The 25,956-nt window shown below is 65.6% G+C and carries 20 protein-coding genes; 11 read left to right on the top strand and 9 right to left on the bottom strand.

Annotated elements, in window-relative coordinates:
- Positions 1 to 125: 125 nt before the first annotated feature.
- The 4 genes from DIC66_RS13115 to mltA form a co-directional block, all read right to left on the bottom strand.
- The gene (locus DIC66_RS13115) at positions 126 to 3,821 is read right to left on the bottom strand and encodes an indolepyruvate ferredoxin oxidoreductase family protein (protein WP_117177885.1); all 3,696 of its coding nucleotides are present in this window, start codon (positions 3,819 to 3,821) and stop codon (positions 126 to 128) included.
- A gap of 515 nt (positions 3,822 to 4,336) precedes the next feature.
- Positions 4,337 to 5,605, bottom strand: a complete 1,269-nt coding sequence (locus DIC66_RS13110) for an amino acid deaminase (protein WP_117177883.1) — start codon at positions 5,603 to 5,605, stop codon at positions 4,337 to 4,339.
- 12 nt (positions 5,606 to 5,617) lie between these two features.
- Complete coding sequence (locus DIC66_RS13105) at positions 5,618 to 6,577, bottom strand: chemotaxis protein (RefSeq protein WP_117177881.1); 960 nt, start codon at positions 6,575 to 6,577, stop codon at positions 5,618 to 5,620.
- A gap of 59 nt (positions 6,578 to 6,636) precedes the next feature.
- Positions 6,637 to 7,758, bottom strand: coding sequence for a murein transglycosylase A (gene mltA, locus DIC66_RS13100; RefSeq protein WP_233505906.1), 1,122 nt, complete (start codon positions 7,756 to 7,758; stop codon positions 6,637 to 6,639).
- A gap of 25 nt (positions 7,759 to 7,783) precedes the next feature.
- Between mltA and DIC66_RS23630 the strand changes: the two genes are divergently transcribed.
- Positions 7,784 to 7,918, top strand: a complete 135-nt coding sequence (locus DIC66_RS23630) for a hypothetical protein (RefSeq protein ID WP_275405231.1) — start codon at positions 7,784 to 7,786, stop codon at positions 7,916 to 7,918.
- Here the strand turns inward: DIC66_RS23630 and DIC66_RS13095 are convergent.
- Positions 7,913 to 8,728: a carbon-nitrogen hydrolase family protein gene (locus DIC66_RS13095; protein WP_117177877.1), complete on the bottom strand. Its 816-nt coding sequence runs from the start codon at positions 8,726 to 8,728 to the stop codon at positions 7,913 to 7,915. The two genes, DIC66_RS23630 and DIC66_RS13095, sit on opposite strands and share 6 nt — an antisense overlap.
- A complete protein-coding gene (locus DIC66_RS13090) occupies positions 8,725 to 12,831 on the bottom strand; it encodes a YhdP family protein (RefSeq protein ID WP_117177875.1) in 4,107 nt (1,368 codons plus the stop codon). Before DIC66_RS13090 ends, DIC66_RS13095 begins: the two co-directional genes overlap by 4 nt.
- Positions 12,832 to 12,858: 27 nt before the next feature.
- On the opposite strand from DIC66_RS13090, the gene glnE reads away from it, so the two are divergent.
- Positions 12,859 to 15,585, top strand: coding sequence for a bifunctional [glutamate--ammonia ligase]-adenylyl-L-tyrosine phosphorylase/[glutamate--ammonia-ligase] adenylyltransferase (glnE, locus tag DIC66_RS13085; RefSeq protein ID WP_233505905.1), 2,727 nt, complete (start codon positions 12,859 to 12,861; stop codon positions 15,583 to 15,585).
- 273 nt (positions 15,586 to 15,858) lie between these two features.
- Here glnE and DIC66_RS13080 read toward each other — a convergent pair whose 3' ends face one another.
- Positions 15,859 to 16,353, bottom strand: a complete 495-nt coding sequence (locus DIC66_RS13080; protein WP_117177871.1) for an adenylyltransferase/cytidyltransferase family protein — start codon at positions 16,351 to 16,353, stop codon at positions 15,859 to 15,861.
- Positions 16,354 to 16,442: 89 nt separating this feature from the next.
- On the opposite strand from DIC66_RS13080, the gene DIC66_RS13075 reads away from it, so the two are divergent.
- From DIC66_RS13075 to DIC66_RS13035, 9 genes are all read left to right on the top strand, one after another.
- A complete protein-coding gene (locus tag DIC66_RS13075; protein ID WP_117177869.1) occupies positions 16,443 to 17,672 on the top strand; it encodes an HD-GYP domain-containing protein in 1,230 nt (409 codons plus the stop codon).
- A gap of 134 nt (positions 17,673 to 17,806) precedes the next feature.
- Positions 17,807 to 19,120, top strand: a complete 1,314-nt coding sequence (locus DIC66_RS13070) for an NAD(P)/FAD-dependent oxidoreductase (protein ID WP_117177867.1) — start codon at positions 17,807 to 17,809, stop codon at positions 19,118 to 19,120.
- 5 nt (positions 19,121 to 19,125) lie between these two features.
- Entirely contained in the window at positions 19,126 to 19,920 is a 795-nt protein-coding gene (locus DIC66_RS13065) for a DUF1365 domain-containing protein (protein ID WP_117177865.1), read from the top strand.
- 21 nt (positions 19,921 to 19,941) lie between these two features.
- Positions 19,942 to 21,180, top strand: a complete 1,239-nt coding sequence (locus DIC66_RS13060) for an SAM-dependent methyltransferase (protein ID WP_117177863.1) — start codon at positions 19,942 to 19,944, stop codon at positions 21,178 to 21,180.
- Positions 21,180 to 21,848, top strand: coding sequence for a chalcone isomerase family protein (locus tag DIC66_RS13055; protein ID WP_233505904.1), 669 nt, complete (start codon positions 21,180 to 21,182; stop codon positions 21,846 to 21,848). The genes DIC66_RS13060 and DIC66_RS13055 overlap by 1 nt, the downstream gene beginning before the upstream one ends.
- A gap of 65 nt (positions 21,849 to 21,913) precedes the next feature.
- Positions 21,914 to 23,218 (top strand): MFS transporter, encoded by a 1,305-nt coding sequence (locus DIC66_RS13050; RefSeq protein ID WP_117177961.1) that lies wholly within the window; start codon positions 21,914 to 21,916, stop codon positions 23,216 to 23,218.
- Entirely contained in the window at positions 23,215 to 23,769 is a 555-nt protein-coding gene (locus DIC66_RS13045) for a DUF3833 domain-containing protein (RefSeq protein ID WP_117177861.1), read from the top strand. The genes DIC66_RS13050 and DIC66_RS13045 overlap by 4 nt, the downstream gene beginning before the upstream one ends.
- Before the next feature lie 3 nt (positions 23,770 to 23,772).
- Entirely contained in the window at positions 23,773 to 24,552 is a 780-nt protein-coding gene (locus DIC66_RS13040; protein WP_117177859.1) for an SDR family NAD(P)-dependent oxidoreductase, read from the top strand.
- A gap of 11 nt (positions 24,553 to 24,563) precedes the next feature.
- The gene (locus tag DIC66_RS13035) at positions 24,564 to 25,007 is read left to right on the top strand and encodes a nuclear transport factor 2 family protein (protein ID WP_117177857.1); all 444 of its coding nucleotides are present in this window, start codon (positions 24,564 to 24,566) and stop codon (positions 25,005 to 25,007) included.
- A gap of 22 nt (positions 25,008 to 25,029) precedes the next feature.
- Here DIC66_RS13035 and DIC66_RS22915 read toward each other — a convergent pair whose 3' ends face one another.
- Together DIC66_RS22915 and DIC66_RS13030 are read right to left on the bottom strand one after the other, a co-directional pair.
- On the bottom strand, positions 25,030 to 25,236 hold the full coding sequence (locus DIC66_RS22915; RefSeq protein ID WP_147321307.1) for a hypothetical protein: 207 nt from the start codon (positions 25,234 to 25,236) through the stop codon (positions 25,030 to 25,032).
- A 79-nt stretch (positions 25,237 to 25,315) separates the two neighbouring features.
- Positions 25,316 to 25,930 carry a glutathione S-transferase N-terminal domain-containing protein gene (locus DIC66_RS13030; RefSeq protein ID WP_117177856.1) on the bottom strand — a complete coding sequence of 205 codons (615 nt, stop codon included), beginning with the start codon at positions 25,928 to 25,930 and terminating at the stop codon, positions 25,316 to 25,318.
- Between the last annotated feature and the right edge of the window lie 26 nt (positions 25,931 to 25,956).

Below are 25,956 nucleotides of genomic sequence, written 5' to 3'. Positions count from 1 at the left end.
CAAATGGGGGGAAACAGGGCTAAGGCCCACCCGCGCGCAGCCCGAAAGAGGCCGCATCAGTGGGTGAGGGTCAGCCTGCCATTGTACGGGGCTGGTATGTCACCTACTCCACCTGAGGCCATGCCCTAAGCCATGCGCGCATCATCTGAGCGGCTTTGTTGCCTGAATCGTTCAAGCAGCACCTCCCACTGCTGCTGCGCCGCCACCAGGTGCCGTTCTTTTACATGGCCAAAGCCGCGTATCTGCTCGGGCACACGGGCAAAGGCGGCAGCGGCATCCCGGTTGGCCACGGTGAGTGTGGACAGCATGGCCTCCAGGTCCTTGCGGTACGCGGCGATCAAGGCGCGCTCGGTGCGGCGCTCCTCGCTGCGGCCGAATACATCCAGCGCTGTGCCGCGCAGGAACTTCAACCGGGCCAGAGCGCGCATGGCCACGCCCATCCACGGTCCGAACGCCTGCTTTTGCAACTCGCCCCTGGCGTTGCGCTTGGCAAACAGCGGCGGCGCCAGGTGGTAGTGCAGCTTGAAGTCACCCTCGAACTGCGCCTGCACCTGGGACGCAAATCCAGCATCGCTGTGCAGGCGGGCCACTTCGTACTCGTCCTTGTAGGCCATGAGCTTGAACAGGTAGCGTGCCACGGCCTCGCTCAGGGGCAATGCGTCGCCTGCACCCAATGCAGACTCGGCAGCGCGCACCTGCTCCACAAAGGCGCGGTAGCTGTCTGCATAGGCGGCGTTCTGGTACTGCGTGAGGATGGCCACACGGTGCTGCACCAGCGCATCCAGCGCGTCACGGCCGGTCTTGGGGCGCGGGGTGAAGGCAATCACCTGCGCGGGATTCAGCAGGCGCTGCACGGCCTGCGGGTCGGCCGCAGCGCGGCAACCCCACTCAAAAGCGGCACGGTTGTTGGCCACCGCCACGGCGTTGAGTTCGATGGCACGCATGAGGGACGCACGCTGCAGCGGTATCCAGCCCTTTTGCCAGGCAAAACCCAGCAACATGGGGTTGGTGTAGATGGCGTCGCCCAGCAGTTGGATGGACAGGGCATCGGCGTCGAACACCGCCAGCTGGTCCTGGCCCACAGCCTGGGCAATGTCCTGCAGGCACTGCACGCCGGGGTTGACCCAGTCCGCGCTCTTCACAAACCCGGCCGTGGGTGCCGTGTGGCTGTTCAGCGCCACATGGGTGCGCCCGCTGCGCATGCGGCCCAGCGTTTCCTTGCCGGCCACCACGATAGGGTCGCAGCCGATGATGAGGTCGGCCGAGGCCATGCCCACGCGCGTGGTGCGCAGGTGATCCTGCGTGGCGCCGATCTGCACATGGCTCCAGGTGGCACCCCCCTTTTGCGCCAGACCCCCGGCGTCCTGCGTCACGATGCCCAGACCCTCCAGGTGCGCAGCCATACCCAGCAATTGGCCAATGGTGATAACGCCGGTGCCGCCCACACCGGCCACCACCATGCCCCACACCGCGCCGGGTGCGCTGTGCAGGTCGGGCAGCACGGGTGCCGGTGGCAGGTCTGGCAAGGCCGCGGTCTGCCCGGTGGGTGACGTGCCTGCACCCTTGGGCTTCTTGAGCTTGCCACCTTCCACCGTCACAAAGCTCGGGCAAAAGCCCTTGAGGCAGGAAAAATCCTTGTTGCAGCTGCTCTGGTTGATCTGTCGCTTGCGGCCCAGTTCGGTCTCCAGCGGCTCCACGCTGATGCAGTTGCTCTGCACGCTGCAGTCACCACAACCCTCGCACACCCGCTCGTTGATCACGACGCGTTTGGCCGGGTCCACCAGTGTGCCGCGTTTGCGGCGGCGGCGCTTCTCGGTGGCGCAGGTCTGGTCGTAGATGATGACGGTCGTACCCTTGATCTCGCGGAATGCGCGCTGCACGGCATCCAGCGTGTCACGGTGCTGGATGGCAATGCCCTCGGGCAGGCCACTGACTTGCGCATACTTCTCGGGCTCGTCGGTGACTATTGCGATCTTGACGGCGCCCTCAGAACGCATGCTTTGCGCAATCTGCACCACCGAGTGGCCCGCAGCCCAAGGAGAGCCCGCGGCGCCATGGCGCTCGCCCACATCCTGGCCGCCGGTCATGGCCACGGCGTCGTTGTAGAGAATCTTGTAGGTGATGTTCACCCCGGCGGCAATGCTCTGGCGTATGGCCAGGATGCCGCTGTGGAAATACGTGCCATCGCCCAGGTTGGCAAACATGTGTTGTTCGGTGCTGAAGGGCTGCTGCCCCACCCAGGGCACGCCCTCGCCACCCATCTGCGTGAAGCCTACGGTGGCGCGGTCCATCCAGATGGTCATGAAGTGGCAGCCAATGCCGGCCATGGCGCGCGAGCCTTCGGGCAACTGGGTGCTGGTGTTGTGCGGGCAGCCCGAGCAGAACCAGGGCTGGCGCTCGGGTGCCTTGCCGCTGGTGAGCTCAATGGTGTGCAAGGCCTGCTCCTGCGCTTGCAGGATGGCCAGTTGTGCATCGATGCGCGCTGTGGTGTCGGCATCCAGCCCCAGCTTCTTGATGCGCTTGGCAATGGCGCGCGCAATGATGGCCGGGCTCAGGTCCGCGTTGGCGCGCAGCAGCGTGTGGGCCGTGGGGTTGGGCATGGACCATTCGCCACCGGCGCCATAGTGGTCCGGTGTTTCCACCGCGTCGAACTTGCCCAGCACGGTGGGGCGCACATCGGCACGCCAGTTGTAGAGCTCTTCCTTGAGCTGGTATTCGATGACCTGGCGCTTTTCCTCCACCACCAGAATCTCCTGCAGGCCGGTGGCGAATTCGCGCGTGAGCTGGGCTTCCAATGGCCAGACCACGCCGACCTTGTGCAGGCGAAGCCCGATGCGCCTGCAGGTAGCGTCATCCAGCCCCAGGTCCAGGAGGGCCTGGCGCGTGTCATTGAAAGCCTTGCCGCTGGCGATGATGCCGAAGCGGTCGTTCGGTCCCTCGATGGCGTTGTAGTTGAGGCGGTTGGCGCGGATATAGGCCAGGGCCGCGTACCACTTGTAGTCAAACAGACGCGCCTCCTGCTCCAGCGCGTGGTCGGGCCAGCGGATATGCAGGCCGCCTTCTGGAATCACAAAATCGGTGGGCGTGATGATGTTCACGCGGTTGGCATCCACCTGCACCGTGGCGCTGGACTCGACAATTTCCTGGATGGTCTTCATGCCGGCCCACACACCCGAGAAGCGGCTCATGGCAAAGGCGTGCAGCCCCAGATCCAGGATCTCCTGCACGTTGGCCGGGAAGAACACCGGCAAGCCACAGGCCTTGAAGATGTGGTCGCTCTGGTGGGCCGCCGTGCTGCTCTTGGAAATGTGGTCGTCGCCGGCCACGGCAATCACGCCACCCCAGGGGGTGGTGCCCGCCATGTTGGCGTGCTTGAACACATCCGAGCAGCGGTCCACGCCCGGGCCCTTGCCGTACCAGATGCCGAACACGCCGTCATACTTATTGCTGCCGGGCGGGGCAAAGCCGAGTTGCTGGGTGCCCCACAGTGCGGTGGCGGCCAGCTCTTCGTTGACGCCGGGCTGGAAGACAACGTGGTGGGCCTGGAGGTGTTTCTCGGCCTTGACCAGAGCCTGGTCATAGGTGCCCAGCGGCGAGCCGCGGTAGCCGCTGACAAAGCCAGCGGTGTTTTTTCCGAGTTGCAGATCGCGCACGCGCTGGAGCATGGGCAGGCGCACCAGGGCTTGTATGCCGCTCATGAAAGCGGGGCCGTGGTCCTGGGTGTATTTGTCGTCGAGGGTGACAGAGTCCAGGGCGTTGCGCAGGGTATCTGGCAGCTTGGACTGTTCAGAGAGGACGCGGGGGTCCAGCGGGGCGTTCATGGGTAGTGGCTCCTGTGTTGTTCATTGCCTTGTGGGCAAGTCTCAGTGCATCCCGGTCCGGGTAGGGCGGGGGCGGTGGTTGCGAAGTGTAGTGCAGGCTTGGTGTCTGTGGGGGCTTGTGTGTGCTTTGTGCCTGCGTGTGTCGCGGAGAGGGTACCTGTCTCTGTTCCTGCGCGTGTCGCGGAGAGGGCGGGTATGCCCGGGGCCTCATACTGCGGGTACGCACAAATCGGCCCCGGGCATACCCGCCCTCTCCGCATAGTCGCGCTGATGCTGTCCTAAGGGAATACCAACTACCAATACACACCGGCACGCCTTGAACGCCTTGAACCTCGGTGATGGGGGTCCGGACTTGGTATTCACGTATCCGAACCATGACGCAACGCACAGAGGTTGCGGGTATCGGGGTGGCCGATTTGTGCGTACCCGCAGTATGAGGACACCCCGATACCCGCAACCTCTGCCCCCACCAAGCAGGCCAGCAAGCCGTAGCCAAAAAACAAATGCCTGGAAGTCTAAAAACAGGTGTGAATGGCGCCAACAACCCGGCCATCGTCTTCAGCCACCACCATCCACCGCCACTTGTCAAAGGTCGTACACGGGTGGGACAGACCCAAGACAACGCGGTCGCCCACGGCGGGCACAACCCCTGCAGGGTCGAACTGAAGGTAGGCGTGCTGGTCATTGAGCTGGGTGATACGCCAGTCTGGTGGTGCGGCAACCGTGTCCTCCATGCGGCGCACGCCGGAGCGGGCCAGACGCTGTGGCATGGGCAGCTCGATGTCAAAAGAAATGTCGCGCCGGCCGCAACTTAAAAACGCCAGCCCCGGCTCGGGCACCGACTGCACCTGGGTCCAGACCTCCAAGGCAGGCTGGAGGGATTCGGTCAGGCCCTCGCGCTGCTCCACCAACTGCAGGTAGCGCTTGTAGTGGCCATGGTCATGCGTGATGTAGCAGCCCGAGCGCAGCACACCGGCAACCGGCTTGGAGAGGCCGGACGTGGTCAGCAGCGGCAGCACCAGATCAAACACCGCCGACCCACCGGCGCTGAGCAGAATTTCTTCCTTCGCAAACAGGGCTTGGGCATCGCACAGGCGGGTGACTTCCAGCACGCGGCGCACGAGCTCCGTGACAGCGACTACGTCGTGGCTGGGCTCGCCTATGGCGGCATTGCCTTCGTAACACTCCACGCCGCCCAGTCGCACTGCCGGAGACTGCGCAATCGCTTGTGCCAGGGCCAGCGCCTGCTCCTGCGAGCGGACGCCGGTGCGCTTGGCCGCCACGCCAATTTCCAGCAGCACATCAAAGGGTTTGTGTGCGGGCTGGGTTACAGACCAGGCTTCGATCAGGCGCAACTGCTCCAGCGAGTCCACCAGAAACCAGACCTGCAGATCGGCATGCGTGTGCAGCAGCGCGCAGAGGCCAGCCAGGTCGGCCGGGGACAACACCTGATTGGCGATGATGCTGCGCCGCACCCCGGCCTGCACGCCCACGCCGAGCTGGAACACGGTGGCAAAGCTGATGCCCCAGGCGCCAGCGGACAGCTGCATGCGGAACAGCTCGGGGGACATGGTGGTTTTGCCATGGGGCGCCAGGTGCACGCCGCGGCGCTTGGCATAGGCCTGCATCCAGGCCAGGTTGTGCTGCAGTGCCGCTCTTTTCAGCACCGCCAGCGGATAGGCCAGGTCATCGGCCAGCAGTTGCCAGCCTTGCGCCGGTATGTCCGCAGGCCGCAAGGGCGCTGCGGTCTGCGGAAAGCTTTTGCAGCTGGCGTCGAACAGCAAGGCAGCGCGCGGTCAGCGCTCCAGCACCCGGCGAATGGTTGCGCCCAGTTCTTCGGCCACAAACTTGGCCACATAGGCGTCGGCACCCACGCTCTTGACGTGGCTCTCGTTGGTGCTGCCGGTCAGCGACGAATGGATGATCACCGGGATGCCGGTGTAGCGCGCATCCTGCTTGATGTTGCGGGTGAGGGTGAAGCCGTCCATCTCGGGCATTTCCAGATCGGTCAGCACCAGGGCCACCTTGTCCTTCATGGTCTTGCCCTGGGCCACGGCCTCGGCCTGCAGCGAGGCCAGCTTGTCCCAGGCCTCCTTGCCACTCTTGGTCATGATGTAGGGGATGTTCATGGCCTTGAGGCCCTGCTCGATCATCATGCGGGCCACGGCCGAGTCGTCGGCGGCCAGCACCACCGAACCCGGGGCGATGGTGGCGGTGGGCAGCACGGCGCCTTCGGCCACGCTCTTGTGCTGCTCGGGGAACACATCGCGCAGGATCTGCTCCACGTCCAGCACCTGCGCCAGGCGGGTGGTCTCGGAGTTGCCGTCCAGGCGCGCGATGCTGGTCACCAGGCCGCCACCCGTGCCTTCGGCCGAGAGCACCTGCTTCCACTCCAGACGCACGATCTCATTGACCTCTTCCACGGCAAAGGCCTGGGTGGTGCGGGCGAATTCGGTGACCAGCAGGATGCCCAGCCCCTTGGTGGGATTGCAGCCGGTGATCAAGGGCAGGTTGATGACGGGAATCATCTGGCCGCGGATATTGGCCACACCCATGACGGTGTTGGGGGCGTTGACCATGGCGGTGATCTCGGGCATGACCATGATCTCGCGCACCTTGAACACATTGATGCCAAACAGCTCGCGTTTGGCCGTGCCGTTGGCCTCGCCCAGTCGGAACAGGAGCAGCTCGAACATGCTGTTGCCGGTCAGGTTGGTGCGCTCGTCGATCTCGCGCATTGCCGAGTTGCTGCTCATGGGGTGCTCCAGTTCATCTTGGGTAATTCCTTGCAAGGTGCATGGTACCGTGATCTGCTCTATTTCGGCCAGATCACCCACATCTGCAGCGGCTGGCGCAATCTGCCCGCCAGCTCCTGCGCTTCCACGCCCCAACCGGCAAAGTAGTCAGCGCGCACCGCGCCGACGATGGCGCTGCCCGTGTCCTGTGCCAGCACCAGGCGCTGCAGTTTGGTCTGCGTGCCGGTGGAGGCCAGCCAGACCGGTGTGCCGTAGGGAATGCTGCCGGAAGAATCCACCGCAATCGAGCGGCCCGGCGTGAGCGCCACGCCCTGCGCACCCTTGGGGCCGAAGGCGGCGTCAAGCTCGCTCATGGCCTCTTCCTTGAAGAACACCACGCGCGGGTTGCTCCACAGCAGTTCCTGCTGGCGCTGCGGGTTTTGTGCCAGCCAGGCCTTGATGCCGGGCCAGGAGGCATCCTTGATAAGGCCCTGGTCCAGCAGCCAGCGGCCCACGCTGCGGTAGGGTTGGTCGTTGGTGCCGGCATAGGCCACGCGCACCAGCCGGGATGTGCCATCCGGCTGGGCCACGCGCAGGCGCCCGGAGCCCTGGATCTGCAGCACCAGGGCATCCACCGGGTCGGCCAGGTAGGCAATGGCGCGGCCCTGCAAAGCGGCTTGTGCCTCGGGCAGGGTGTCGATCTCGCGGCGGTTGTACCAGGGCTTGCGCTGGCCCAGCGTGCGCGGCGGCATATAGAGGGGCACGGTGAAGGTGGCAGTGGGCACGCGGCTGGCGTCGAGCTGCGGCTCGAAGTAGCCGGTGAGCAGCCCGTTGGGGTCACCCTGGCTGCTCTCCAGGCGCTGCGGCTGGAAAGACTGGCGCATCCACTCGCGCTGCTGCTCGGGTGTGGCAATGCTCAGGCGGCGCACATCGCCGCAATAGCTGGCGAACTGGGGGGCGGGACGCTCGCAGCTTTTGATCCAGGCGTTCCAGGCCTCGAACAGGTTGTCTTCCTCGAAGCCCGGCAGCTCGCTCCAGGCCACGGTGGTCCAGCGGCCCTTGGAGGGGCCGGTTGCAGCACCGGGCGCCGGGGCCGCAGGCTTGACCGGCACCGGGGCCGGCGCTGCAACCGGCACACTGTCGGAGGGGTACCGCATGGGCGCGCTGCCGCAGGCCGAGAGCATTCCTACAATCAGGGCCATACCCCACAGAACCAAAGAATGAACCATGACACTCTTGTTGCTTGAAGCCCTGGGGGCCGGATTGCTGTTTGTTGGAATCATCTGGTGGACCATGTTTTCCGGACGCCCGGATGGTGACCCGCCTGCGGCCACCGAAGAGAAAAAAGACCAGACTTCATAGCACACGGTGCTGCAGCGCCGGCAGCTGGCTGCGCCAGTGCTGCATGGCAACTGCATCGAGCTCGGCCAGCACCACACCCTGACCCTGCGCCTGCTCGGCCAGCACCTTGCCCCAGGGATCGATCACGATGGACTGGCCCCAGGTCTGGCGGCCATTGGGATGCACCCCGCCCTGCGCAGCGGCGGCCACATAGGCCAGGTTTTCAATCGCACGGGCACGCAGCAGCACCTCCCAATGCGCGCGTCCGGTGGTGTGGGTAAAGGCCGCGGGCACCAACAGCAAATCCACGCCCTGTGCCGCATAGCTGCGGTAGAGCTCGGCAAAGCGCAGGTCGTAGCACACGCTCATGCCGATCTGCCAGGTGTGGCCATCCTGGGAGGGCAAGGCAAAGCGCGTGGGCGTGTGGCCACGGTCCAGCACGCGCGACTCGTCATAGGCCTCGCGGCCATTGTCAAAGCGAAACAGGTGGATCTTGTCGTAGCGCGCCACGCACTCCCCCTGCGGGTTGAAGGCCAGCGAGCTGTTGAAAACCTTGTTGTCCCCGGCCCCGGTGAGCGGCAGGGTGCCGCCCACAATCCACAGGCCCAGACGTTGCGCCGCATCTGCCAGAAACTGCTGGATGGGGCCACTGCCAAAGGGCTCCTGGATGGCCAGCTTGTCGGCGTCATGCTGGCCGATCAGGCAAAAGTATTCCGGCAGCACAGCCAGCTCGGCGCCCTGGTCTGCGGCTTGCTGCAAGAGCAGGCCGGCCTGCTGCAGGTTGTCGGCTACCTGGCCGGTGGACACCATCTGGAGGGCGGCGATTTTCATGGCTGGGTTTCCTTGGAGGGTGCGGATGTAGCGGGGGCTGGAGCGGCGGGGGCTTCGGGCTTGCGCTCGACCTTGGTGACATGCGGGTCGACCCAGGTGCCGTCGATCAGGAACTCCTGGGTGTTGGCCTCGATCAGGGGTTTGCGCAAGATGACGTTGGCCAGGAAGGTGGTCAGGCCGATCAGCGGGTTGATGGCCGAGTAGATCAGCGAGGCACTGGCCACGTTGATCTCCGGAATCACCACCACCTTGAGGTTTTGCGTCTCTTTGGCAATGTCGGCCTGGCCTTCCATCAGCACGGCGGCGTTCACGCCTTTCATCTGCAGGTTGTTGGTGCGCGCCAGACCACGCTCGATGGTGACGTCGCCGCGCACAAAGTCAAAGGCAAAGCCGTCGCTGAACACATCGCGGAAGTCCAGCACCAGGCGCCGCGGCAGGGACTGCAGGCTCAGCACGCCCAGCAGCTTGGCAATGCCGGGGTCGGCCTTGAGGAACTGGCCGGACTCCATGTTCACGTTGAAGCCCCCACCCATGCTGGCGTAGTCCGGCGAAAACGGCGAGCCCAGCCAGGACACCTGACCTGCCACCACGCCTTTGCCCTTGGCAATCACGCCGGGCGTGCCCAGGCGCTTGAGCAGGTCGCCCGTGTCAGCCACATCAAGCGTGAAATTCAGCGCGGTGCGCCTGCGTGCGCCGCTGCCTGCCGACGCCGCCGGGGCCTGCGCATTCACCTGGGCCCAATTGCCCGTGGCGGTGAACGTGGCATCGGGCGTGCTGATGTTGAAGCGATTGAGGCGCCACTCGCGCGCGCCCTCTCGCACCGGGCCGCCCAGATTGACGGCCTGGATGTCCACGCGGCCCAGCTTTTTGCCACGCAGCTCCATGTCTTCCACCACCACGTCCAGTGCCGGGACGGTGGCGGGCTGCTGGTCCAGCAAAGCCTCCACCTCCTGCTGCGCCGCCTGGCCTATGACCAGGTGCGTCAGGCGCGCATACACGCGCCCGGGCGTGCTGCCGCTGCTTTGGCGGTACTCCACATAGCCATTGAGCTCGGTGGCATCCACATTGCCGCGCCAGACCGGGCCCTCGCGCGCGCCCCCCAGCACAACCTGGTTGAACTGGCGCCCGCCCACCGTGAGTTCGCGCGCGCGCAGAGCCATGCTGTTGGGCAGGTAGGACAGGGTGGCTGCGTCCGGCACGGCATTGCCCGAACCCGGAGCGGCCGCTGCCAGGCGCGTGACCACGGCACTCCAGGCGTCCACATCCAGCTGGGGCAGGTTCACATTGGCCACCACGCCCTCGGCAGGCAGGGGAGCCGATTCATTGACACCCAGGCCCAGGGCAATGGAGCCGCGCAGCACCCGGGGCTCGGCGCCCGCGATGTCACGCACATAGACCAGACTGGCCAGGCGGCCCAGGTCCACTTGCAACTGGTCCTGCAGACGCCCGGCACCGGTCTGGGTACCCCGCACCAGCGTGGTCTCCAGGCGCAGGGGCAGGTTGGCTTCAGCGGCCTTGGCAAAGGGCGGTGGCAGGCTCAGGGCCAATCCGTTCAGGGTGCTGCTGACCAGCAGCTCCGGCACGCCCGACTTGATGGCCAGTGTGGCGCTGTAGGGCGTGCTGCCACTGCTGAACTGCGCCAGCCGCGCGGCAGGCCCCAGTTCAGTGGCCAGGCGCAGGCCTTCGGCCGTGGCCACACCATTCATGCGCAAGGCACCGGGCGTGTTGCGCGCCAAGGGCGTGTTGCCAAAATTCATGGCGCCCTCGACGCGCACGTCCCCGCCCAGGGCGCGCGCCTGCACGCCCGCAAGTGAAAAACCGCCCTCGGTAAAGGCAATAACGCCCTTGGCCCGGCTCACACGCGGCACGGCCGGCGCAAACTGGAAGTCATTGCCGCCCAGGGCGATGCTGCCCTGCACCGTGGACTTGTCGGCATGCTGCACCGGAATGGACAGGCGAACCTTGTAGTCGGCGCTGCCGCTCACGGTGGTGCGGGCCAGCGCATTGCCGATCCAGCCGCCCACCGGCGAGGCGTTCACAAAGGCCAGGGCTTCGGTCAGCGGCCCACGCGCCTCGGCCGTGACGCTGACCAGCGGCGCGTCATACAGCTTGCTGATAGCCACCTCGGTCTTGCCAAACTGCAAGCCGGTGCCCGTTGCCAGCAAACCTTTGGCCGCCTTGATCTGCAGGCTGTCGTGGTCCAGCAGCAAGTCGCCCGAGACCTGGGTCAGCAGCGGCCAGGGCGGACTGCCTTCGGGCATGACCAGCGGCGGAGCGTAGGCATAGCTGGCGTTCCGGATGGCACCTGCAATCTGGAATTCGCCCTGCTTGGGCGTGCTGAACGGAAACCTGGCCAGGTCGCCCTTGACGCGAAAGCGCGCGTTGCTGCCCTCACCGGCCACCAGCGCCTGCGCCAGGTAGTCGCGCGCCTCCTTGTCCATGTCCAGCGGCAGGTAGCGCGGCAGGGCGGCCAGATTGGCGCGGCCCAGGGTACCGCTGAGGTCCAGCACGCCGGGAAAGCGCAGCTCCAGCGATCCACCGTTTGGCACCGGCGCGGTCTGCCATTTGATTTGGGCTTCGCCCTGCGCATCCGGGTTGGCGAAGCGCAGCTTGCCGGTCTCCACGCTGATGTGCGTGCCGTCCAGCTTCCACTGCACATCGCCCGTCAGGCTGTCAAAGGCCACCACCGGTTTTTCAAACACGCCGGGGAATTCAATGCTGCCGTCCTGCAGCGCCAGTGTGGCGCGCCCGCCGCTCTGGTTCATATCAAAATCCACCGTGGCACCACGCAGGCCGGGTATGCCGAGGTTCACCCGTGGCTGGGCCGCCAGCACCAGTTGTGTCACCCGGCCGGTGGCGCCAAAACGGGCCGGACTACCGATATTGCCCTGCCAGTCCAGCTTGATCTTCTCCACCAGGCCCTGGGGCGCGAGGCGCTGGAAGCCCTCGTGCACGGCCGCATTGAGAGGCAGGCGGCTGGCAATTTCACGGATGGCCGCCAGGTCCAGCCGGTCGGCCACCAAGGTGCCATGTGCGTCCTGCTGGGCATTTGCCTCGAACAGGCTGAGCTGCACATTGCCACCCGGCCAGTGCAGACCGTCGCGGGTGTCAAACGCCAGCGCCTGCGTGGAGAAGGTGCGACCTCCATCGAGCAGTTGCACGCCCAGACGGCCACTTACCCGCTCCAGGTCCAGCGGCTCCAGGGCAGGTGCCAGCTTCACGGTCACCTTCTGCAAGGCCACATCGGCGGTGGCGCCCAGCAGCACTGCGTGGTCCACATCCACCCAGGCGCGCAGCGAGCCCGCGCCCTGGCGCAGGTCAAGCCCCAGGTCCACATAGTTGCGCAGCTGTTCCAGGTCGACCTGCGAGGCCTCGGCATACAGCTGCCCGCTCCAGTTGCGCCAGTCACCATGGCGGCGCGAGAACAGCGGCTGCAAAAATTTGCCCTGCAACGACAGGCGTGTGCCCCAACCGGTGGGCGGATCGGCATCCACGCGCAGGCTGTGGTTGCGCCCGCGGTTGCGGATCAGCACGTCCACATCGGCCAGCTCCAGCGTGGGCAGGCCGCGCAATTCGTCGCTCCAGCGCACGCGCCCGCCACGCACCACCAGCTCGGTCTGGGCAAACACCCAGTCGGCCGCAGCGCTGCCGTCGGTCGTGGCCTCAGGCAGGACAAAGCCCGCAATCCAGATGCGGCCATCGGCGCTGCGGCGCACATCGAGCTCGGGCGCTGCCACGTACAACTGCTCAAAACCCAGGCCCACAGCCGAGCGCACCGAGAGGGCTGCCAGCACCGAGGGCAGGCGCAGGGCCTCGCGGCCATCAGCATCCAGCAGGCGCACATCACGCAGTTCGACCGAAGGAATCAGGCCGTTGGAGGTGGCCACGATATCGCCGATGCGCACGCCAATGCCCATGCGCTGGCTGGCCTGCTGCTCCAGCCACGGACGGAATTCGCCGATTCGCGGCACAATCAGAAAATGCAATCCGCCCCACAGCAGGCCTGAAGTGATCCAGGCCGCAGCAAGAATCCACAAGAGCCAGCGTGACGCGCACGCAAAGGCGCTGAGCCACCGGGACGGGGTCAGGTTCGCTTGTGGCATTGTTCTGTCTTCACCATGTCAGGAATTATGACCCCCCTCGACGCAGCTCCAGCCGCCCTGGGCGCCTCCACCGGGTCCGCCTACCCGCGCTTTGGCCAGCGTGTGCGGCGCCGCTATGCCGGGGAATTGGCCCTGCTGCCTGTGGGTGTTCCCAGGCGCGCGGCCATGCAGAGCGTGTTTGACTCCCTGCGCCACGGTGGGCTGGATTTTCCCGGTGCGCTGCGGGCCACACGCCAACTGGTGCTGGAGCGCCTGCTGGCGCTGGACTGTGACCAGTCCTGCCCCCTGGCCGAGGTGGCAGCCAGCATGACCGAACTGGCCGAGTGGTCACTGGACCTGGCCTTTGCCGAGAGCCAGCACAGCCTGCAGGAGACCCATGGCGTGCCCTTGGGCGCCAATGGCGAAGCAGCCCAGCTGTGCATCATCGGCATGGGCAAGCTCGGTGCGCGCGAGCTCAATGTGTCCAGCGACATCGACCTGATCTACGTTTACGACCAGGACGGCGAGACCAACGGCAGCGCGCAGGGACGCGGACGGATTTCCAACCAGGAGTTCTTTGCCAAGCAGGTGCGCGCCATCTATGCGCTGGTGGGCGAAAGCACCGAGCACGGCTTCGTGTTCCGCGTGGACCTGGCGCTGCGCCCCAACGGCAACTCCGGCCCGGCCGCGGTGTCGCTGGCCGCACTCGAAGAATACTTCCAGGTGCAGGGCCGCGAATGGGAGCGCTTTGCCTGGCTCAAGAGCCGTGTGGTGGCGCCGCGCGCCGCCATTGGCTCGGGCTGCGCACAGGGCTTGCGCGCCATCATCGTGCCCTTTGTGTTCCGGCGTTACCTGGACTACAACGTGTTTGATGCCCTGCGCATCCTGCACCGACAGATCCGCGAGCACGCCGCCAAGCGCAGTGCCGGCCACCCCGAACGTGGCAACGACGTGAAGCTCTCGCGCGGGGGCATCCGCGAAATCGAATTCACCGTGCAGCTGCTGCAGGTGGTGCGCGGCGGCCAGTTCCCCGAGTTGCGCACCCGTCCCACCTTGAGCGCGCTGCAGCGCGTGGCCCGCGCCGGCCTGATGCCGCAGAGCGCGGCCGACAACCTGGCCCAGGCCTATGTGTTTTTGCGCCAGGTGGAGCACCGCATCCAGTACCTGGACGACCAGCAGACCCATGTGCTGCCGGTGAATGATGACGACCTGCTGTGGATGGCCCAGACCATGGGTTTTGCCAACACGCACAGCTTTTTGGCCCAGCTCGACGCCCACCGCGAATGCGTGGCCCATGAGTTTGATGCGCTCTTGGGCGGCGCCCAACCCGAATGCAAGGGTTGCAACGGCAAGGGCGCAGCGCCCGACGCCAGTGACTTCGAGGTGCTCTTGGGCCACACCCAGGGCAAGTTCCGCGAGCGCCTGTCCACCTGGCAGACCCACCCCCGGGTGCTGGCGCTGCGCGAGGAGTCGCGCGCGCGGCTGGGGCGGCTGATCCTGCGCACCGCGCAGTGGGTGGCTGAGGGCAAGGTGAGCGAGGACGCCGCCGTGCGCCTGTCCGACTGGATTGAGCCCCTGCTGCGCCGCGAGAGCTATCTGGCCCTGCTGCTGGAGCGCCCCAACGTGCACGAGCGCCTGCTGCGCATGCTGGGTGCGGCCAAGTGGCCCGCGCGCTACCTGATGCAGCACCCCGGCGTGATCGACGAGCTGGCTGGCAGCGCCATGCTGGACGAGCGCTTTGACGCCACTGAGTTCGAAGCCGAGATGGAGCACCGCCGCAAGGCCCTGGCCGCCAGCGGCGAGGACGATGACGAGGCGCTGCTCAACCTGCTGCGCCGCGCCCACCATGCCGAGGTGTTTCGCACCCTGGCGCGCGATGTGGAGGGCCGCATCACGGTGGAGCAGGTGGCTGATGATTTGAGTGCCCTGGCCTTGAGCATTCTGCGCACCACCACCCGCTGGTGCTGGGAGCGCCTGAAAAACCGCCACCGCCCGGACCACCGCTTTGCCGTCATTGCCTACGGCAAGCTCGGCGGCCTGGAGCTGGGCTACGGCAGCGACCTGGACATTGTGTTTGTGTTCGATGACGAGGATGACCGCGCCTTCGAGGTCTATGGCGCACTCATCCGCAAGCTGATCAACTGGCTCACCGTGAAGACCGGCGAGGGCGACCTCTACGAGATCGACACCGCGCTGCGGCCCAACGGCAACTCCGGACTGCTGATCACCAGCTTTGATGCCTACGCCAACTACCAGCAGCAGCGCGGCAGCAACGCCGCCTGGACCTGGGAGCACCAGGCCATGACGCGCGCGCGCTGTGTGCTGGGTGACGCGGCCATGCAGCAGCGCTTTGAGGCGGTGCGCGAGGCGGTAATCACCACGCCACGCGACACGGCCGCCCTGCGCGCCGAGATCATGGACATGCGCGCCAAGGTCAGCAAGGCACGCACGGTGCTTGACGGCCAGTTTGACGTGAAGCACAGCGCAGGCGGCATGGTCGATATCGAATTCGCCGTGCAGTACCTGGTGCTGTCCCAGAGTGCGGCCCACCCGGAGCTGCGCGCCAATGTGGGCAACATCGCCCTGCTGCAGCGCGCCCAGGCCTGTGGCCTGCTGAGCGGCCACACCGGCGACAACGCCGCCCTGGCCTACCGCACGCTGCGCCAGATCCAGCACCGCGCCCGGCTCAATGAAGAGCCCACGCAAGTGGGCGTGGAGGAGGTGGTGGTTGAGCGGGAGGCGGGGTTGGCTTTGTGGCAGGCTGTTTTTGGTTGATTGATTGAGAGGCTTTGTTTCTCTCGCTGCGGACTTAGAGGCGTTGGCTCTCTCGCTGCGGGCTGGGTGGTGTGGGCAGTTTCCTCATAGCGGAGTACCGCAAATCGTCAACCGCCCACACCACCCAGCCCGCGAACCATAGGCGCTCCACGGTCATCCACAGCCAAGAAGCCTGGTACATAGCGCGCCGCTCACGGGTTTACGGTATGGCAAAGCAGCGCGCGCCAATGACCGGCGGGGGACGGGGTGTCTTTCAAATGGAAAGATACAAACTCAACCCGCCCGAATCCGGTTCACCAACTGCGTAGTCGAGTACCCCGCCACAAAAGGCAGCGCCAGCGCATGCCCACCCCAACTCTCCACCAACCGGGTCTCAGGCAGCTTGGCCATGTCGTAGTCGCCCCCCTTGACCAGAATGTCGGGGCGGATCTCGCCGATGATTTCCTGCGGCGTGTCCTCGTCGAACCACGTCACCAGACTGACCGATTCCTGCGAGGCCATGACGATGGCGCGGTCGGCGTCCTTGTTCAGGGGCCGGTCATCGCCCTTGCCCAAGCGCTTGACCGAGGCATCGGTATTGAGCGCCACGATCAGGCTGCCGCCCAGGGCGCGGGCCTGGGCCAGATAGACCACATGGCCACGGTGCAGCACGTCAAACACGCCGTTGGTAAACACCCAGGGCCGGGGCAGCGCCTGCAGGGCCGCAGCCAGTTCGCCGCGGGGGTGGATTTTTTGCAAAAAGGCGGGGGGAGAATTTAGGGCTTGCATAGCAAGATGCTAGCAGGGCAGTATGGGAGGCGTTATGGGTCTTATTCCAAGGCTCGAACGCCACGGGCCGGGCATAATCTTTTCAAGCCATGAACCTCATACCGATCGAAATCGACTCCGTCCGCATTGGATACCCGCTGCCATGTGACCTGGTCGACAAGGATGGGGTGCTGCTGGCCAGCAAGCGCTATGTCGTTCGCTCCAAGGACGACCTGGCCCACTTTTACAAGCGCCCTGGCGGCGTATTCATTGACGGCATGGATGCCGACGCCCTGCGCAAGGCCTATGTGGACCAGCTGCAGACCCTGATGCGCAAGGACAAATCGATTGGCGAAATCGCCGGATCCAAGCTGCAGGTGGACAAGGCGGTCAAACGCACGGTAGACGCACCGACGAAGCTGGCCTGGGGCGATCTGCAGGTGCAGGCCCTCCGCCTGCTGCGCGACCCGCAAAGCGAATCCTTTGCCGAGCGCCTGGACAATGTGCACCAGACCCTGAGCCAGGAATCCCAGCGCAACCCCAACGGTGTGCTGTTTGCCCTGATCCAGCTCTCGGCCAGCGAAACCGAGATGTACAGCGCCACCCATGCCATGCTGGTGAGTGTGATGTGCGGCCTGGCTGCCCGCGAGGTGCTGAACTGGCCCGAACCGGTGGAAACACTGCTGCGCAAGTCGGCTTTGACCATGAACATTGGCATGACCGAGCTGCAGGACCGCCTGACCCTGCAAAAAAGGCCACCAGAGCCGGGACAGCAGGCGCTGATTGACGCCCATCCCCAGGCATCGGTGGAACTGCTCAAAGCCCTTGGCGTGAGCGACAGCACCTGGCTGGAAGCCGTGGCCGCCCACCACGCACTGTTGCCGGGCCCGCTGCGCAGCAAGACCCCGGCCCAGCGGCTGGCGCGGCTGATCCAGCGTGCCGACATGTTTGCCGCGCGGCTTTCGCCCCGGCTGACGCGCCCGCCGGTCAGCCCCGCTGTAGCCATGCAGGCCTGCTACTTTGATGAAAACAAGCAGGTCGACGAGGCCGGTGCCGCGCTGATCAAGGCCGTGGGTATCTACCAGCCCGGCGCCTATGTGAAGCTGGCCTCGGAAGAAGTGGCGGTGGTGGTGCGCCGCGGCTCCAACACCAGCACCCCGCGCGTGGCGGTGGTGCTCAACCGCAGTGGCATGGCCACCAGCGAACATGCGGTGCGCGATACCAGCAACAAAGACTACCGCGTGGTGGCCAGCGTCCCGCACAGTGACGTCAAAGTGCAAATTCAGCTCGACCGGCTGCTGCCCCTGACCCAGACACTGGCCTCCGACCGCAGCTGGTAAGGCCGGTTCAGCGCCATACCGAAGCGCGCAGCAGCGCGCAGGGCTGCCAATACCCAAGAATGTTTGAGGGCTTTTGTACTGATTGATTTGAAAAAATACCAATCAGTCACAAAATAACCGCAAAGTTCAAAACCATGAAAATTGCAATTATTGGCTCCGGCATCTCCGGCCTCTCTGCCGCGCACACCCTGCGCGACCACGCCCACCTGACCCTGTTCGAGGCCGGCGACTACTTTGGCGGCCACACCCATACCGTGGATGTGACCCTGCCCGGACCCACGGGGCCCGTCACCCACGGGGTGGACACCGGCTTTCTGGTGTTCAACGAACGCACCTACCCCAAGCTGATCGCCTTGTTTGCCGAGCTCGGCGTGGCCACGGCCAAGTCCGACATGTCTTTTTCGGTGCAGGTGCCCAGGGACACGGGCCGGCCGCTGGAGTGGAGCGGCTCTTCACTCAACACCGTGTTTGCCCAGCGCCGCAACCTGCTGAACCCGCGCTTTCTGCAAATGCTGCGCGAGGTGCTGCGCTTCAACCAACTGGCCACCCGTCTGGCCGAAAGCGGCTTGGAGGGCGAGCTGACGCAACCCCTGTCGGCCTTCCTGCAACAGCATGGTTTTTCCACGGTGTTCAGGGACTGGTACTTCCTGCCCATGCTGGGCTGCATCTGGAGCTGTCCGACCGACCAGATGCTGCAGTTCCCGGTGGCCACCATGATCCGCTTCTGCCACAACCACGGCCTGATCCAGGTCAGCAACCGGCCGCAATGGTGGACCGTGGCTGGTGGCGCACGCAGCTATGTGGACAAGATCGTGTCGCGCCTGCAGGACAAACGCCTGCATACGCCTGTGACCCACATCCGGCGTGATGCCCAGGGCGTGTTGGTGTCCTCGGCGGGCCACACCGAACGCTTTGACCGCGTGGTGCTGGCCTGCCACTCCGACCAGTCGCTGCGCCTGCTTTCCGATGCCAGCCCGGCCGAGCGCGCCACGCTGGGCGCCATCCGCTACCAGCCCAATCTGGCCGTGCTGCACACCGACACCTCGGTGCTGCCGCAGAAACGCCGCGCCTGGGCGGCGTGGAACTACCAGCGCGCAGCCACCCGGGCACAGGAGCAGTCCACGGTCTGTCTGCACTACCTGCTCAACCTGCTGCAGCCCTTGCCGTTCCAGCAAAGCGTGGTGGTGTCGCTCAACCCGCTGGCACCCATTGACCCGGCACAGGTGCTGGGCAGCTATGCCTACGAGCACCCGGTGTTTGACCTGGCCGCCATCGAGGCGCAAAAGCGCCTGCCCGCCTTGCAGGGCCAGAACAGCACCTACTTTTGCGGCGCCTGGACCGGCTACGGTTTTCACGAGGACGGTCTGGCCTCGGGGCTGGATGTGGCACGCCGCATCATGGACACGCTGCCCGCGTCCGTTCAAATGGCCGAACGCCTGGCAGCCTGAAGCCCATGCCCTCTGCAGCACCCATGGAAAGCCCCGGCCCGGTCAGCGCCCTGATCGGCTTCGGCCAGGTGCGCCACCGCCGCCTCAAGCCCGTGGCCAATGCCTTTAACTACCCCACCTACTTTTTGCTGCTGCCCATGCGCAGCCTGCAGCTCAACGGACCGGGCGCCCTGGCGCGCAACCGCCGCGCGGCGCTGAGCTTTTTTGATGCCGACCATGGCGACGGCCGCGGGCCAGAGGCCGGTGGCGCCCTGGCCTGGCTGGATGCGCTGTTGCTGTCGCAGGGCATTGCGGACGCCACCGGCGAAGTCTGGCTGCACACCTACCCGCGCGTGCTGGGCTTTACCTTCAAGCCGGTGAGCTTCTGGTACTGCCAGCGCCAGGACGGCACGCTGCGCGCCATTGTGGTGGAGGTGAACAACACCTTTGGCCAGCGCCATTGCTATCTGCTGGACCAGCCGGTCTATGGCGCCGAGCTGCGGGCCGACAAGGTCTTCCATGTCTCGCCGTTTTGCGATGTGCAGGGCGGCTACCGTTTCCGTTTTATGCTCGACGCCGAACACCGCCACACGCTGGCCCGCATCGATTACGACGACGACCAGGGCCCGCTGCTGCAAACCAGCGTCAGCGGCACGCTGGAAGCGCTGACCGCTGCCAGTGCGCGCCGCGCGCTGTGGCGTTACCCCGCCATGACCTGGGGCGTGCTGGCACGCATCCACTGGCAGGCGGTCAAGCTGGCGCTCAAGCGCGTGCCGTTTTTTGGCAAGCCTGCGCTGCCCGCAAGTTTTGTTTCCCGCTAGAGCCCCACCCGCATGCCCCCCATGAACACCAACACCCTGGCCTCCAGCCGCAGCACCTCTTTCACCCTGCCACGCGGCACTCCGGCAGCCGCACGCACTGTCTTCAAGCTGCTGCAGCGCCTGACACACGGCAGCCTGACCGTGCAGTTGCCCGATGGCAGCATGCAACGCTTTGGCGGCGAGGCCCTGCCCCATGCCACCCTGGTGCTGCACAACTGGAACGTCTGTTCGGCAGCCCTCAAGTCTGGCGACATCGGGTTTGCCGAGGGCTATATCGCAGGCGACTGGAGCACGCCGAACCTGACCGACTTGCTGCGCGTGCTGGTGAAGAACCGCGCCGAAGTGGACGCCGTGTTTTTCGGCAGCTGGGCCGGGCGCCTGTTCTACCGCATCAAGCATCTGCTCCACCGCAACACGCGCACCAACAGCCAGAAGAACATCCACGCCCACTACGACCTGGGCAACGGCTTCTATGGCCTGTGGCTGGATGCCACCATGAACTATTCCAGCGCCCTCTTCAACGGCGACCTGAACCAACCCATGGCCGCTGCGCAAGATGCCAAGGTGCGCCGCGCCCTGGTGCAGGCCGCCGTGAAGCCCGGTGACCGCGTGCTGGAGATCGGCTGCGGCTGGGGCGCACTGGCCGAGATGGCCACCACTGGGATGGACGCCAGCATCACCGGCGTGACGCTGAGCACCGAGCAGCTGGCCTTTGCCCAGGCCCGCATGCAGCGCCTGGGCGTGGACCACCGCGCCGAGCTGCGTCTGCAGGACTACCGCGACATTGAGGACGCGCCCTTCGATGCCATCTGCTCTATCGAGATGGTGGAGGCCGTGGGCCGTGAATACTGGCCCACCTACTTTGGCACGGTGTCGCGGCTGCTCAAGCCGGGTGCGCGCGCCTGCATCCAGAGCATCGTGATTGATGACGCCCTTTATGAGCGCTACATCCACTCCACCGACTTCATCCAGCAGTACATCTTCCCCGGCGGTTGCCTGCCCTGCCCGCGCGTGTTCAAGGAACAGGCCGAGGCTGCCGGCCTGCAAGTGGTCGAGAGCTTCGCCTTTGGCACCGACTATGCCGAGACGCTCAGGCGCTGGCGCGAGCGCTTTCTGGCCCAGCGCACCGCCGTGCTGGCCAACGGCTTTGACGAGCGCTTTGTGCGCATCTGGGAGTTCTACCTGGCCTACTGCGAGGCAGCGTTTGACGAGCGCAACATCGACGTGATTCAGTACACCCTGCAAAAGCCGCTGGCCTGATGCCCATGTCCCGCGCCTGCCTGCCAGCCCCAGCGCGCCGCTCCGCAGGCGAGGGCTCAGCCAGCCCGGCCATGCTTTCGCGTCGAGCCACCCTGCAGGCAGTTGCAGTCTGTGCTTTGGGCGGCCTGGCACTGGGCGTCACGCCGGTTGGCCTGCACATTGCCCAGGCCGCAGACGCGCCGCTGACCACCCCTGTGCTGCTCGCCGAACTGGCCACCGACTTGCCCGGCGCGCAGGCACTGGGTTCGGCCACGCTGCGTTTTCTGGGCCTGCAGGTGTACGAGGCCAGGCTCTGGGTGCCCAGCGGCTTCAACCCCAGCGCCTATGCGCAAAGCCCGTTTGGGCTGGAGCTGAATTACTTTCGCAGCCTGCGTGGGCGCTTGATTGCCGAACGCTCGCTGAAAGAAATGCAGCGCCAGGGCAAGCTCAGCCCCCAGCGCGAGCAGGCCTGGCTGCAGGCCATGGAGCAGACCTTTCCGGACGTCAACGCCGGTGACCGCATCACGGGTTTGCACACGCCCGGCGTAGGCGCGCGCTTCTGGTTCAACGGCCGCAGTTTGCCTGCGGTGCGGGATGCCGATTTCAGCCGCGTGTTCTTCGGCATCTGGTTGTCGGAGGCCAGCAGCGAGCCGCAGATGCGCAAGGCTTTGCTGGGATTGCCCGCGTGAGCGCTGCAGCAGTGCCGGTGCCCGAAGCCACTTTTGGCTGGCGGGAGGGCTGGCGCTACGGCCTGATGGGCTTTCCCCTGGCCTTTGTGGCGCTGCCCCTGTATGTGCTGCTGCCCAACTACTACGCCCGCGCGTTTGGCGTGCCCCTGGCTGCACTGGGCGCGCTGCTGCTGGGAGCGCGCCTGCTGGATGCCGTAATAGATCCCCTGCTGGGCCGCTGGAGCGACCACCTCTTCACCCGCGCACCGGGCACCGTGCTGGCCTGGGCGGCACTGGCCAGCACGCTCTTGGGCCTGGGCTTTGCCCTGCTGTTTTTTCCGCCGCTGCGTTCCCTGAATGCGCTGCTGGCCTGGGCGGCGGTCTGCCTGCTGCTGACCTATGGCGCCTACAGCGCCTTGTCGATACTGCACCAGTCCTGGGGCGCGCGCTTGGGGGGTGACGAGGCACAACGCGCCAGCGTCGTGGCCTGGCGCGAGGGCCTGGGGCTGCTGGGTGTGGTGCTGGCCTCGGTGGCGCCCCTGGTGTTGGGCATGGCCGCCACCACGGCCCTGTTCTTTGTGGCCCTGGCACTGGGCTGGCTGGCCTGGCGCCAGGCGCGCAAACCCTTGGCCCCGCAGCTTGCCCTGCACCAAGACCCGGCAGCTCGCCCTGCGGTTTCGTACACACCGCACGTGGTGACTTCGCCCATCCCCGCTCCCGCTGCAAGCGCCGATACGACGCGCCTCGGGCGCGCGTCCATCTGGCTGCCGTTTGCGCGCCCGGCCTTTCGTGCGCTTCTGGCGGTGTTCGTGGTCAACGGCATTGCCAGCGCGGTGCCGGCCACCCTGATCCTGTTTTTTGTGCAGGACCGGCTGCAGGCCACGGCTGCCATGCAGCCGCTGTTTCTGGGCAGCTATTTCCTGAGTGCCGCACTGTCCATTCCGCTGTGGCTCAAGCTGGTGGAGCGCATCGGCCTGGCACGCACCTGGGGTGCGGGCATGTTGCTGGCAGTGGCCGTGTTTGTGTTTGCCGCCCAGCTGGGCGCTGGCGACTCTGCCGCCTTCCTGCTGGTGTGCGCGCTCTCGGGCGTGGCGCTGGGCACCGACCTGGCGCTGCCAGCCGCCCTGCTGGCCGGCACCATTGCCAGCAGTGGCGACCGGGGCCAGGCCGAGGGTGCCTACTTTGGCTGGTGGAACTTTGCCACCAAGCTCAACCTGGCCCTGGCCGCCGGCATTGCCCTGCCCGCGCTGGCCTGGCTGGGTTACACGCCCGGCGCGCAGGACGCCGCAGCCCTGCAAACCCTCACCATCGCCTACTGCCTGCTGCCCTGCGGCCTGAAGCTTCTGGCAGCCACGCTGCTCTACACCCTCATCATCCGAAAGACACCATGACACCTCGCCTTCTGAAACCCGGACGCCTGCTGCTGGCCTGCCTGGCACTGGCATCGGCCCTGACCCTGGGCGGCTGCGCCTCCCAGCAGATGGAGAGCTATGCCAACGAAAAACCGGTGCTGGACCTGCAGCAGTACTTCAACGGCACGCTCGACGCGTATGGCGTCTTCACCGACCGCTCGGGCACGGTGGTCAAACGCTTCAGCGTGGTGATGGTGTGCAGCTGGCAGGGCAATGAGGGCACGCTGGACGAGGACTTCACCTACTCCGACGGCAGCAAGCAAAAGCGCGTCTGGCACCTCACCCGCCTGGCTGACGGACGTTTCACCGGCCGCGCCGACGATGTGGTGGGCCAGGCCCAGGGAGAGAGCCGCGGCAATGCGCTGCACTGGAACTACACCCTGAGCCTGCCGGTGGATGGCAAGGTCTACGAAGTGCAGTTTGACGACTGGATGTACCTGATGGGCGAGCGCGTGATGCTCAACAAGGCCACCATGAGCAAGTTTGGCGTGCGCCTGGGTGAAGTCACTCTGTCCTTTTACAAGCGCTAGGCCATGGGCTTTCTTTCAAGCGCCAACCTTCCCATGGCCGACTGGCGCGGCAAGCGCGTCTGGCTTGTGGGCGCCAGCAGCGGCATTGGCGAAGCCACCGCAGCGGCCCTGCATGCACAGGGCGCCCTGGTGACCGTGTCGGCGCGCAAGCAAAACGACCTGCAGGCCTTTGTGGACCAGCACCCCGGCGCGCAGGCGCTGGCCCTGGATGTGACGGACCGCCAGGCCGTGCAGGCGGCAGCCGTTCAGGTGCTGGCCCAGGGACCGCTGGACTGCGTGGTGTACTGCGCGGGCACCTACACCGCCATAAGTGCCCAGGCGCTGGATGTAGATCTGGTCCTGCGGCACATGGAGGTGAATTTTGCTGGCGCCCTCTACCTGCTCGAGGCGGTGCTGCAGCCCATGCTGGCACAGGGTCACGGCCATATCAGCCTGGTGGGCAGCGTGGCCGGTTTTAGTGGCCTGCCCAACAGCCTGGGCTATGGGCAAAGCAAGGCCGCGCTGATTCACCTGGCCGAGTCGCTGTACCTGGAGCTCCAAGGCTGTGGGCTTGGCGTGTCCCTGATCAACCCGGGCTATGTGCAAACTCCGCTCACGGCACAGAACACCTACAAGATGCCCGCACTGATCACACCGCAAGCCGCCGCAACAGCCATCCTGCAGGGCTGGGCCGCGGGTGCGTTTGAAATCCATTTCCCCAAGCGCTTCACGTTGTTGCTCAAGCTGATGCGCGTGCTGCCCTACCGCATCTACTTTGCGCTGGTACGGTACGCCACCGCATGAACCCAACCCCTATGTCCTCTGCAGATTGCACTGCCGCTGCCACCCGGCTGGCACAGTATTTTGAAACCCTGAGCCCGCAGAGTGTGCAGGACGTCGCGCTGTACTACGCAGCAGACGCGCGCTTCAAGGACCCGTTCAACGACGTGCGCGGCATCGCCGCCATCCGGCAGATCTTTGCGCATATGTTTGCAGCACTGGAGCATCCGCACTTTGTGGTGACGGGCCAGGTGGTGCAGGGCCATCAGTGCTTTCTGACCTGGGAATTCCGCTTCGGCTTCAAGAGCTTCCAGCGAGGCGCGCAGCAAGTCATTCTGGGCGCCTCGCAGCTGGTGTTTTCAGAGTCGGGGTTGGTCACGCTGCACCGCGACTACTGGGATGCGGCTGAAGAGTTGTATGAAAAGCTGCCTCTGGTGGGCGGCCTGATGCGCTGGCTCAAGCGCCGCGCCAACAGCTAAGCGTTTGGGCGCCTGGCGGCGACTAGCCAGGCATCTGGCTGGGCTTGAAATCGCCAGCGCGCTTGGACTCACCCCACCAGGCACGCAGCGACTCAAACACATTGCGGCAACCGCAGCACTGGTAAGGCCCTGTGGGCAGCCAGGCACCGGAGGGCTGGCGCTCCATCAATCGTTTGTAACTGGGAGTGCCACAGCCGCGGCATTTGTAGACGGTCTTGTAGGTAGCCATAGAAGGCTACTGTAAGTGCGGGCCCGCACAAACACCAGCCAGGTTTTGTAAAACCGTGTAAGCCCTGCAGGGCCCGCGTTCAGGCCGGTACGGTGTCGGCAAAGCTGGCGCGCTGCATCAGCTTGTCGTAGAGCTTGACCAGGTTGGGGTAGTCGGCGCGCCAGGCCAGCTCGGGGAAACGGAAGTCCAGGTAGCCCAGCGCACAGCCCACGGCAATGTCGGCCAGGCTGAGGTGGATGCCAGCGCAATACGGCTTGTCGCCCAGGCCCAGGCTCATGGCCTTGAGTGCGTCTGTGCACTTGCGCATCTGGCGGTCTATCCAGGCCTGGCTGCGCTGCTCGCTGCTGCGACCGGCCCAGGTGGCTTCCATGCGGGCCAGGATGGAGGCATCGAGCACGCCATCGGCCAGCGCCTCCCAGGTCTTGATTTCAGCGCGTTCACGGCCCACGGCCGGGATCAGCTTGCCCACGGGGGACAGCGTGTCCAGGTACTCGACGATCACACGGGAATCAAACAGCGCCTCGGCGCCTTCCATGATCAGGCAAGGCACCTTGCCCAGCGGATTGGAGCTGGAGATGCTGGTGCCCTCGGACCAGACGTCTTCGGTGACGAAGGTGTACTCCAGCTTTTTTTCGGCCATCACTGCTCGTACCTTGCGGACGTAGGGGCTGGTGGTGGATCCGATGAGTTTCATGGCTGGCCTGCAAATATTAGTGACAT

Origin of the sequence: Rhodoferax lacus (assembly GCF_003415675.1) — a bacterium.
GTDB classification, from domain to species: domain Bacteria; phylum Pseudomonadota; class Gammaproteobacteria; order Burkholderiales; family Burkholderiaceae_C; genus Allorhodoferax; species Allorhodoferax lacus.
The sequence above is the reverse complement of the archived record's forward strand: the minus strand, read 5'-3'. Positions and strand labels throughout refer to the sequence as shown.

What these genes read in the sequence shown, in the direction of transcription:
- DIC66_RS13055 (WP_233505904.1), top strand. Translation starts at nt 21,180, where the DNA reads ATGCCCATGTCCCGCGCCTGCCTGCCAGCCCCAGCGCGCCGCTCCGCA.
- mltA (WP_233505906.1), bottom strand. Translation starts at nt 7,758, where the DNA reads ATGGCCCTGATTGTAGGAATGCTCTCGGCCTGCGGCAGCGCGCCCATG.
- DIC66_RS13035 (WP_117177857.1), top strand. Translation starts at nt 24,564, where the DNA reads ATGTCCTCTGCAGATTGCACTGCCGCTGCCACCCGGCTGGCACAGTAT.
- DIC66_RS13115 (WP_117177885.1), bottom strand. Translation starts at nt 3,821, where the DNA reads ATGAACGCCCCGCTGGACCCCCGCGTCCTCTCTGAACAGTCCAAGCTG.
- DIC66_RS13070 (WP_117177867.1), top strand. Translation starts at nt 17,807, where the DNA reads ATGAAAATTGCAATTATTGGCTCCGGCATCTCCGGCCTCTCTGCCGCG.
- DIC66_RS13075 (WP_117177869.1), top strand. Translation starts at nt 16,443, where the DNA reads ATGAACCTCATACCGATCGAAATCGACTCCGTCCGCATTGGATACCCG.
- DIC66_RS22915 (WP_147321307.1), bottom strand. Translation starts at nt 25,236, where the DNA reads ATGGCTACCTACAAGACCGTCTACAAATGCCGCGGCTGTGGCACTCCC.
- DIC66_RS13065 (WP_117177865.1), top strand. Translation starts at nt 19,126, where the DNA reads ATGCCCTCTGCAGCACCCATGGAAAGCCCCGGCCCGGTCAGCGCCCTG.
- DIC66_RS13095 (WP_117177877.1), bottom strand. Translation starts at nt 8,728, where the DNA reads ATGAAAATCGCCGCCCTCCAGATGGTGTCCACCGGCCAGGTAGCCGAC.
- DIC66_RS13105 (WP_117177881.1), bottom strand. Translation starts at nt 6,577, where the DNA reads ATGAGCAGCAACTCGGCAATGCGCGAGATCGACGAGCGCACCAACCTG.
- DIC66_RS13030 (WP_117177856.1), bottom strand. Translation starts at nt 25,930, where the DNA reads ATGAAACTCATCGGATCCACCACCAGCCCCTACGTCCGCAAGGTACGA.
- DIC66_RS23630 (WP_275405231.1), top strand. Translation starts at nt 7,784, where the DNA reads ATGACACTCTTGTTGCTTGAAGCCCTGGGGGCCGGATTGCTGTTTGTT.
- DIC66_RS13045 (WP_117177861.1), top strand. Translation starts at nt 23,215, where the DNA reads ATGACACCTCGCCTTCTGAAACCCGGACGCCTGCTGCTGGCCTGCCTG.
- DIC66_RS13040 (WP_117177859.1), top strand. Translation starts at nt 23,773, where the DNA reads ATGGGCTTTCTTTCAAGCGCCAACCTTCCCATGGCCGACTGGCGCGGC.
- DIC66_RS13090 (WP_117177875.1), bottom strand. Translation starts at nt 12,831, where the DNA reads ATGCCACAAGCGAACCTGACCCCGTCCCGGTGGCTCAGCGCCTTTGCG.
- DIC66_RS13050 (WP_117177961.1), top strand. Translation starts at nt 21,914, where the DNA reads ATGGGCTTTCCCCTGGCCTTTGTGGCGCTGCCCCTGTATGTGCTGCTG.
- DIC66_RS13060 (WP_117177863.1), top strand. Translation starts at nt 19,942, where the DNA reads ATGAACACCAACACCCTGGCCTCCAGCCGCAGCACCTCTTTCACCCTG.
- DIC66_RS13080 (WP_117177871.1), bottom strand. Translation starts at nt 16,353, where the DNA reads ATGCAAGCCCTAAATTCTCCCCCCGCCTTTTTGCAAAAAATCCACCCC.
- glnE (WP_233505905.1), top strand. Translation starts at nt 12,859, where the DNA reads ATGACCCCCCTCGACGCAGCTCCAGCCGCCCTGGGCGCCTCCACCGGG.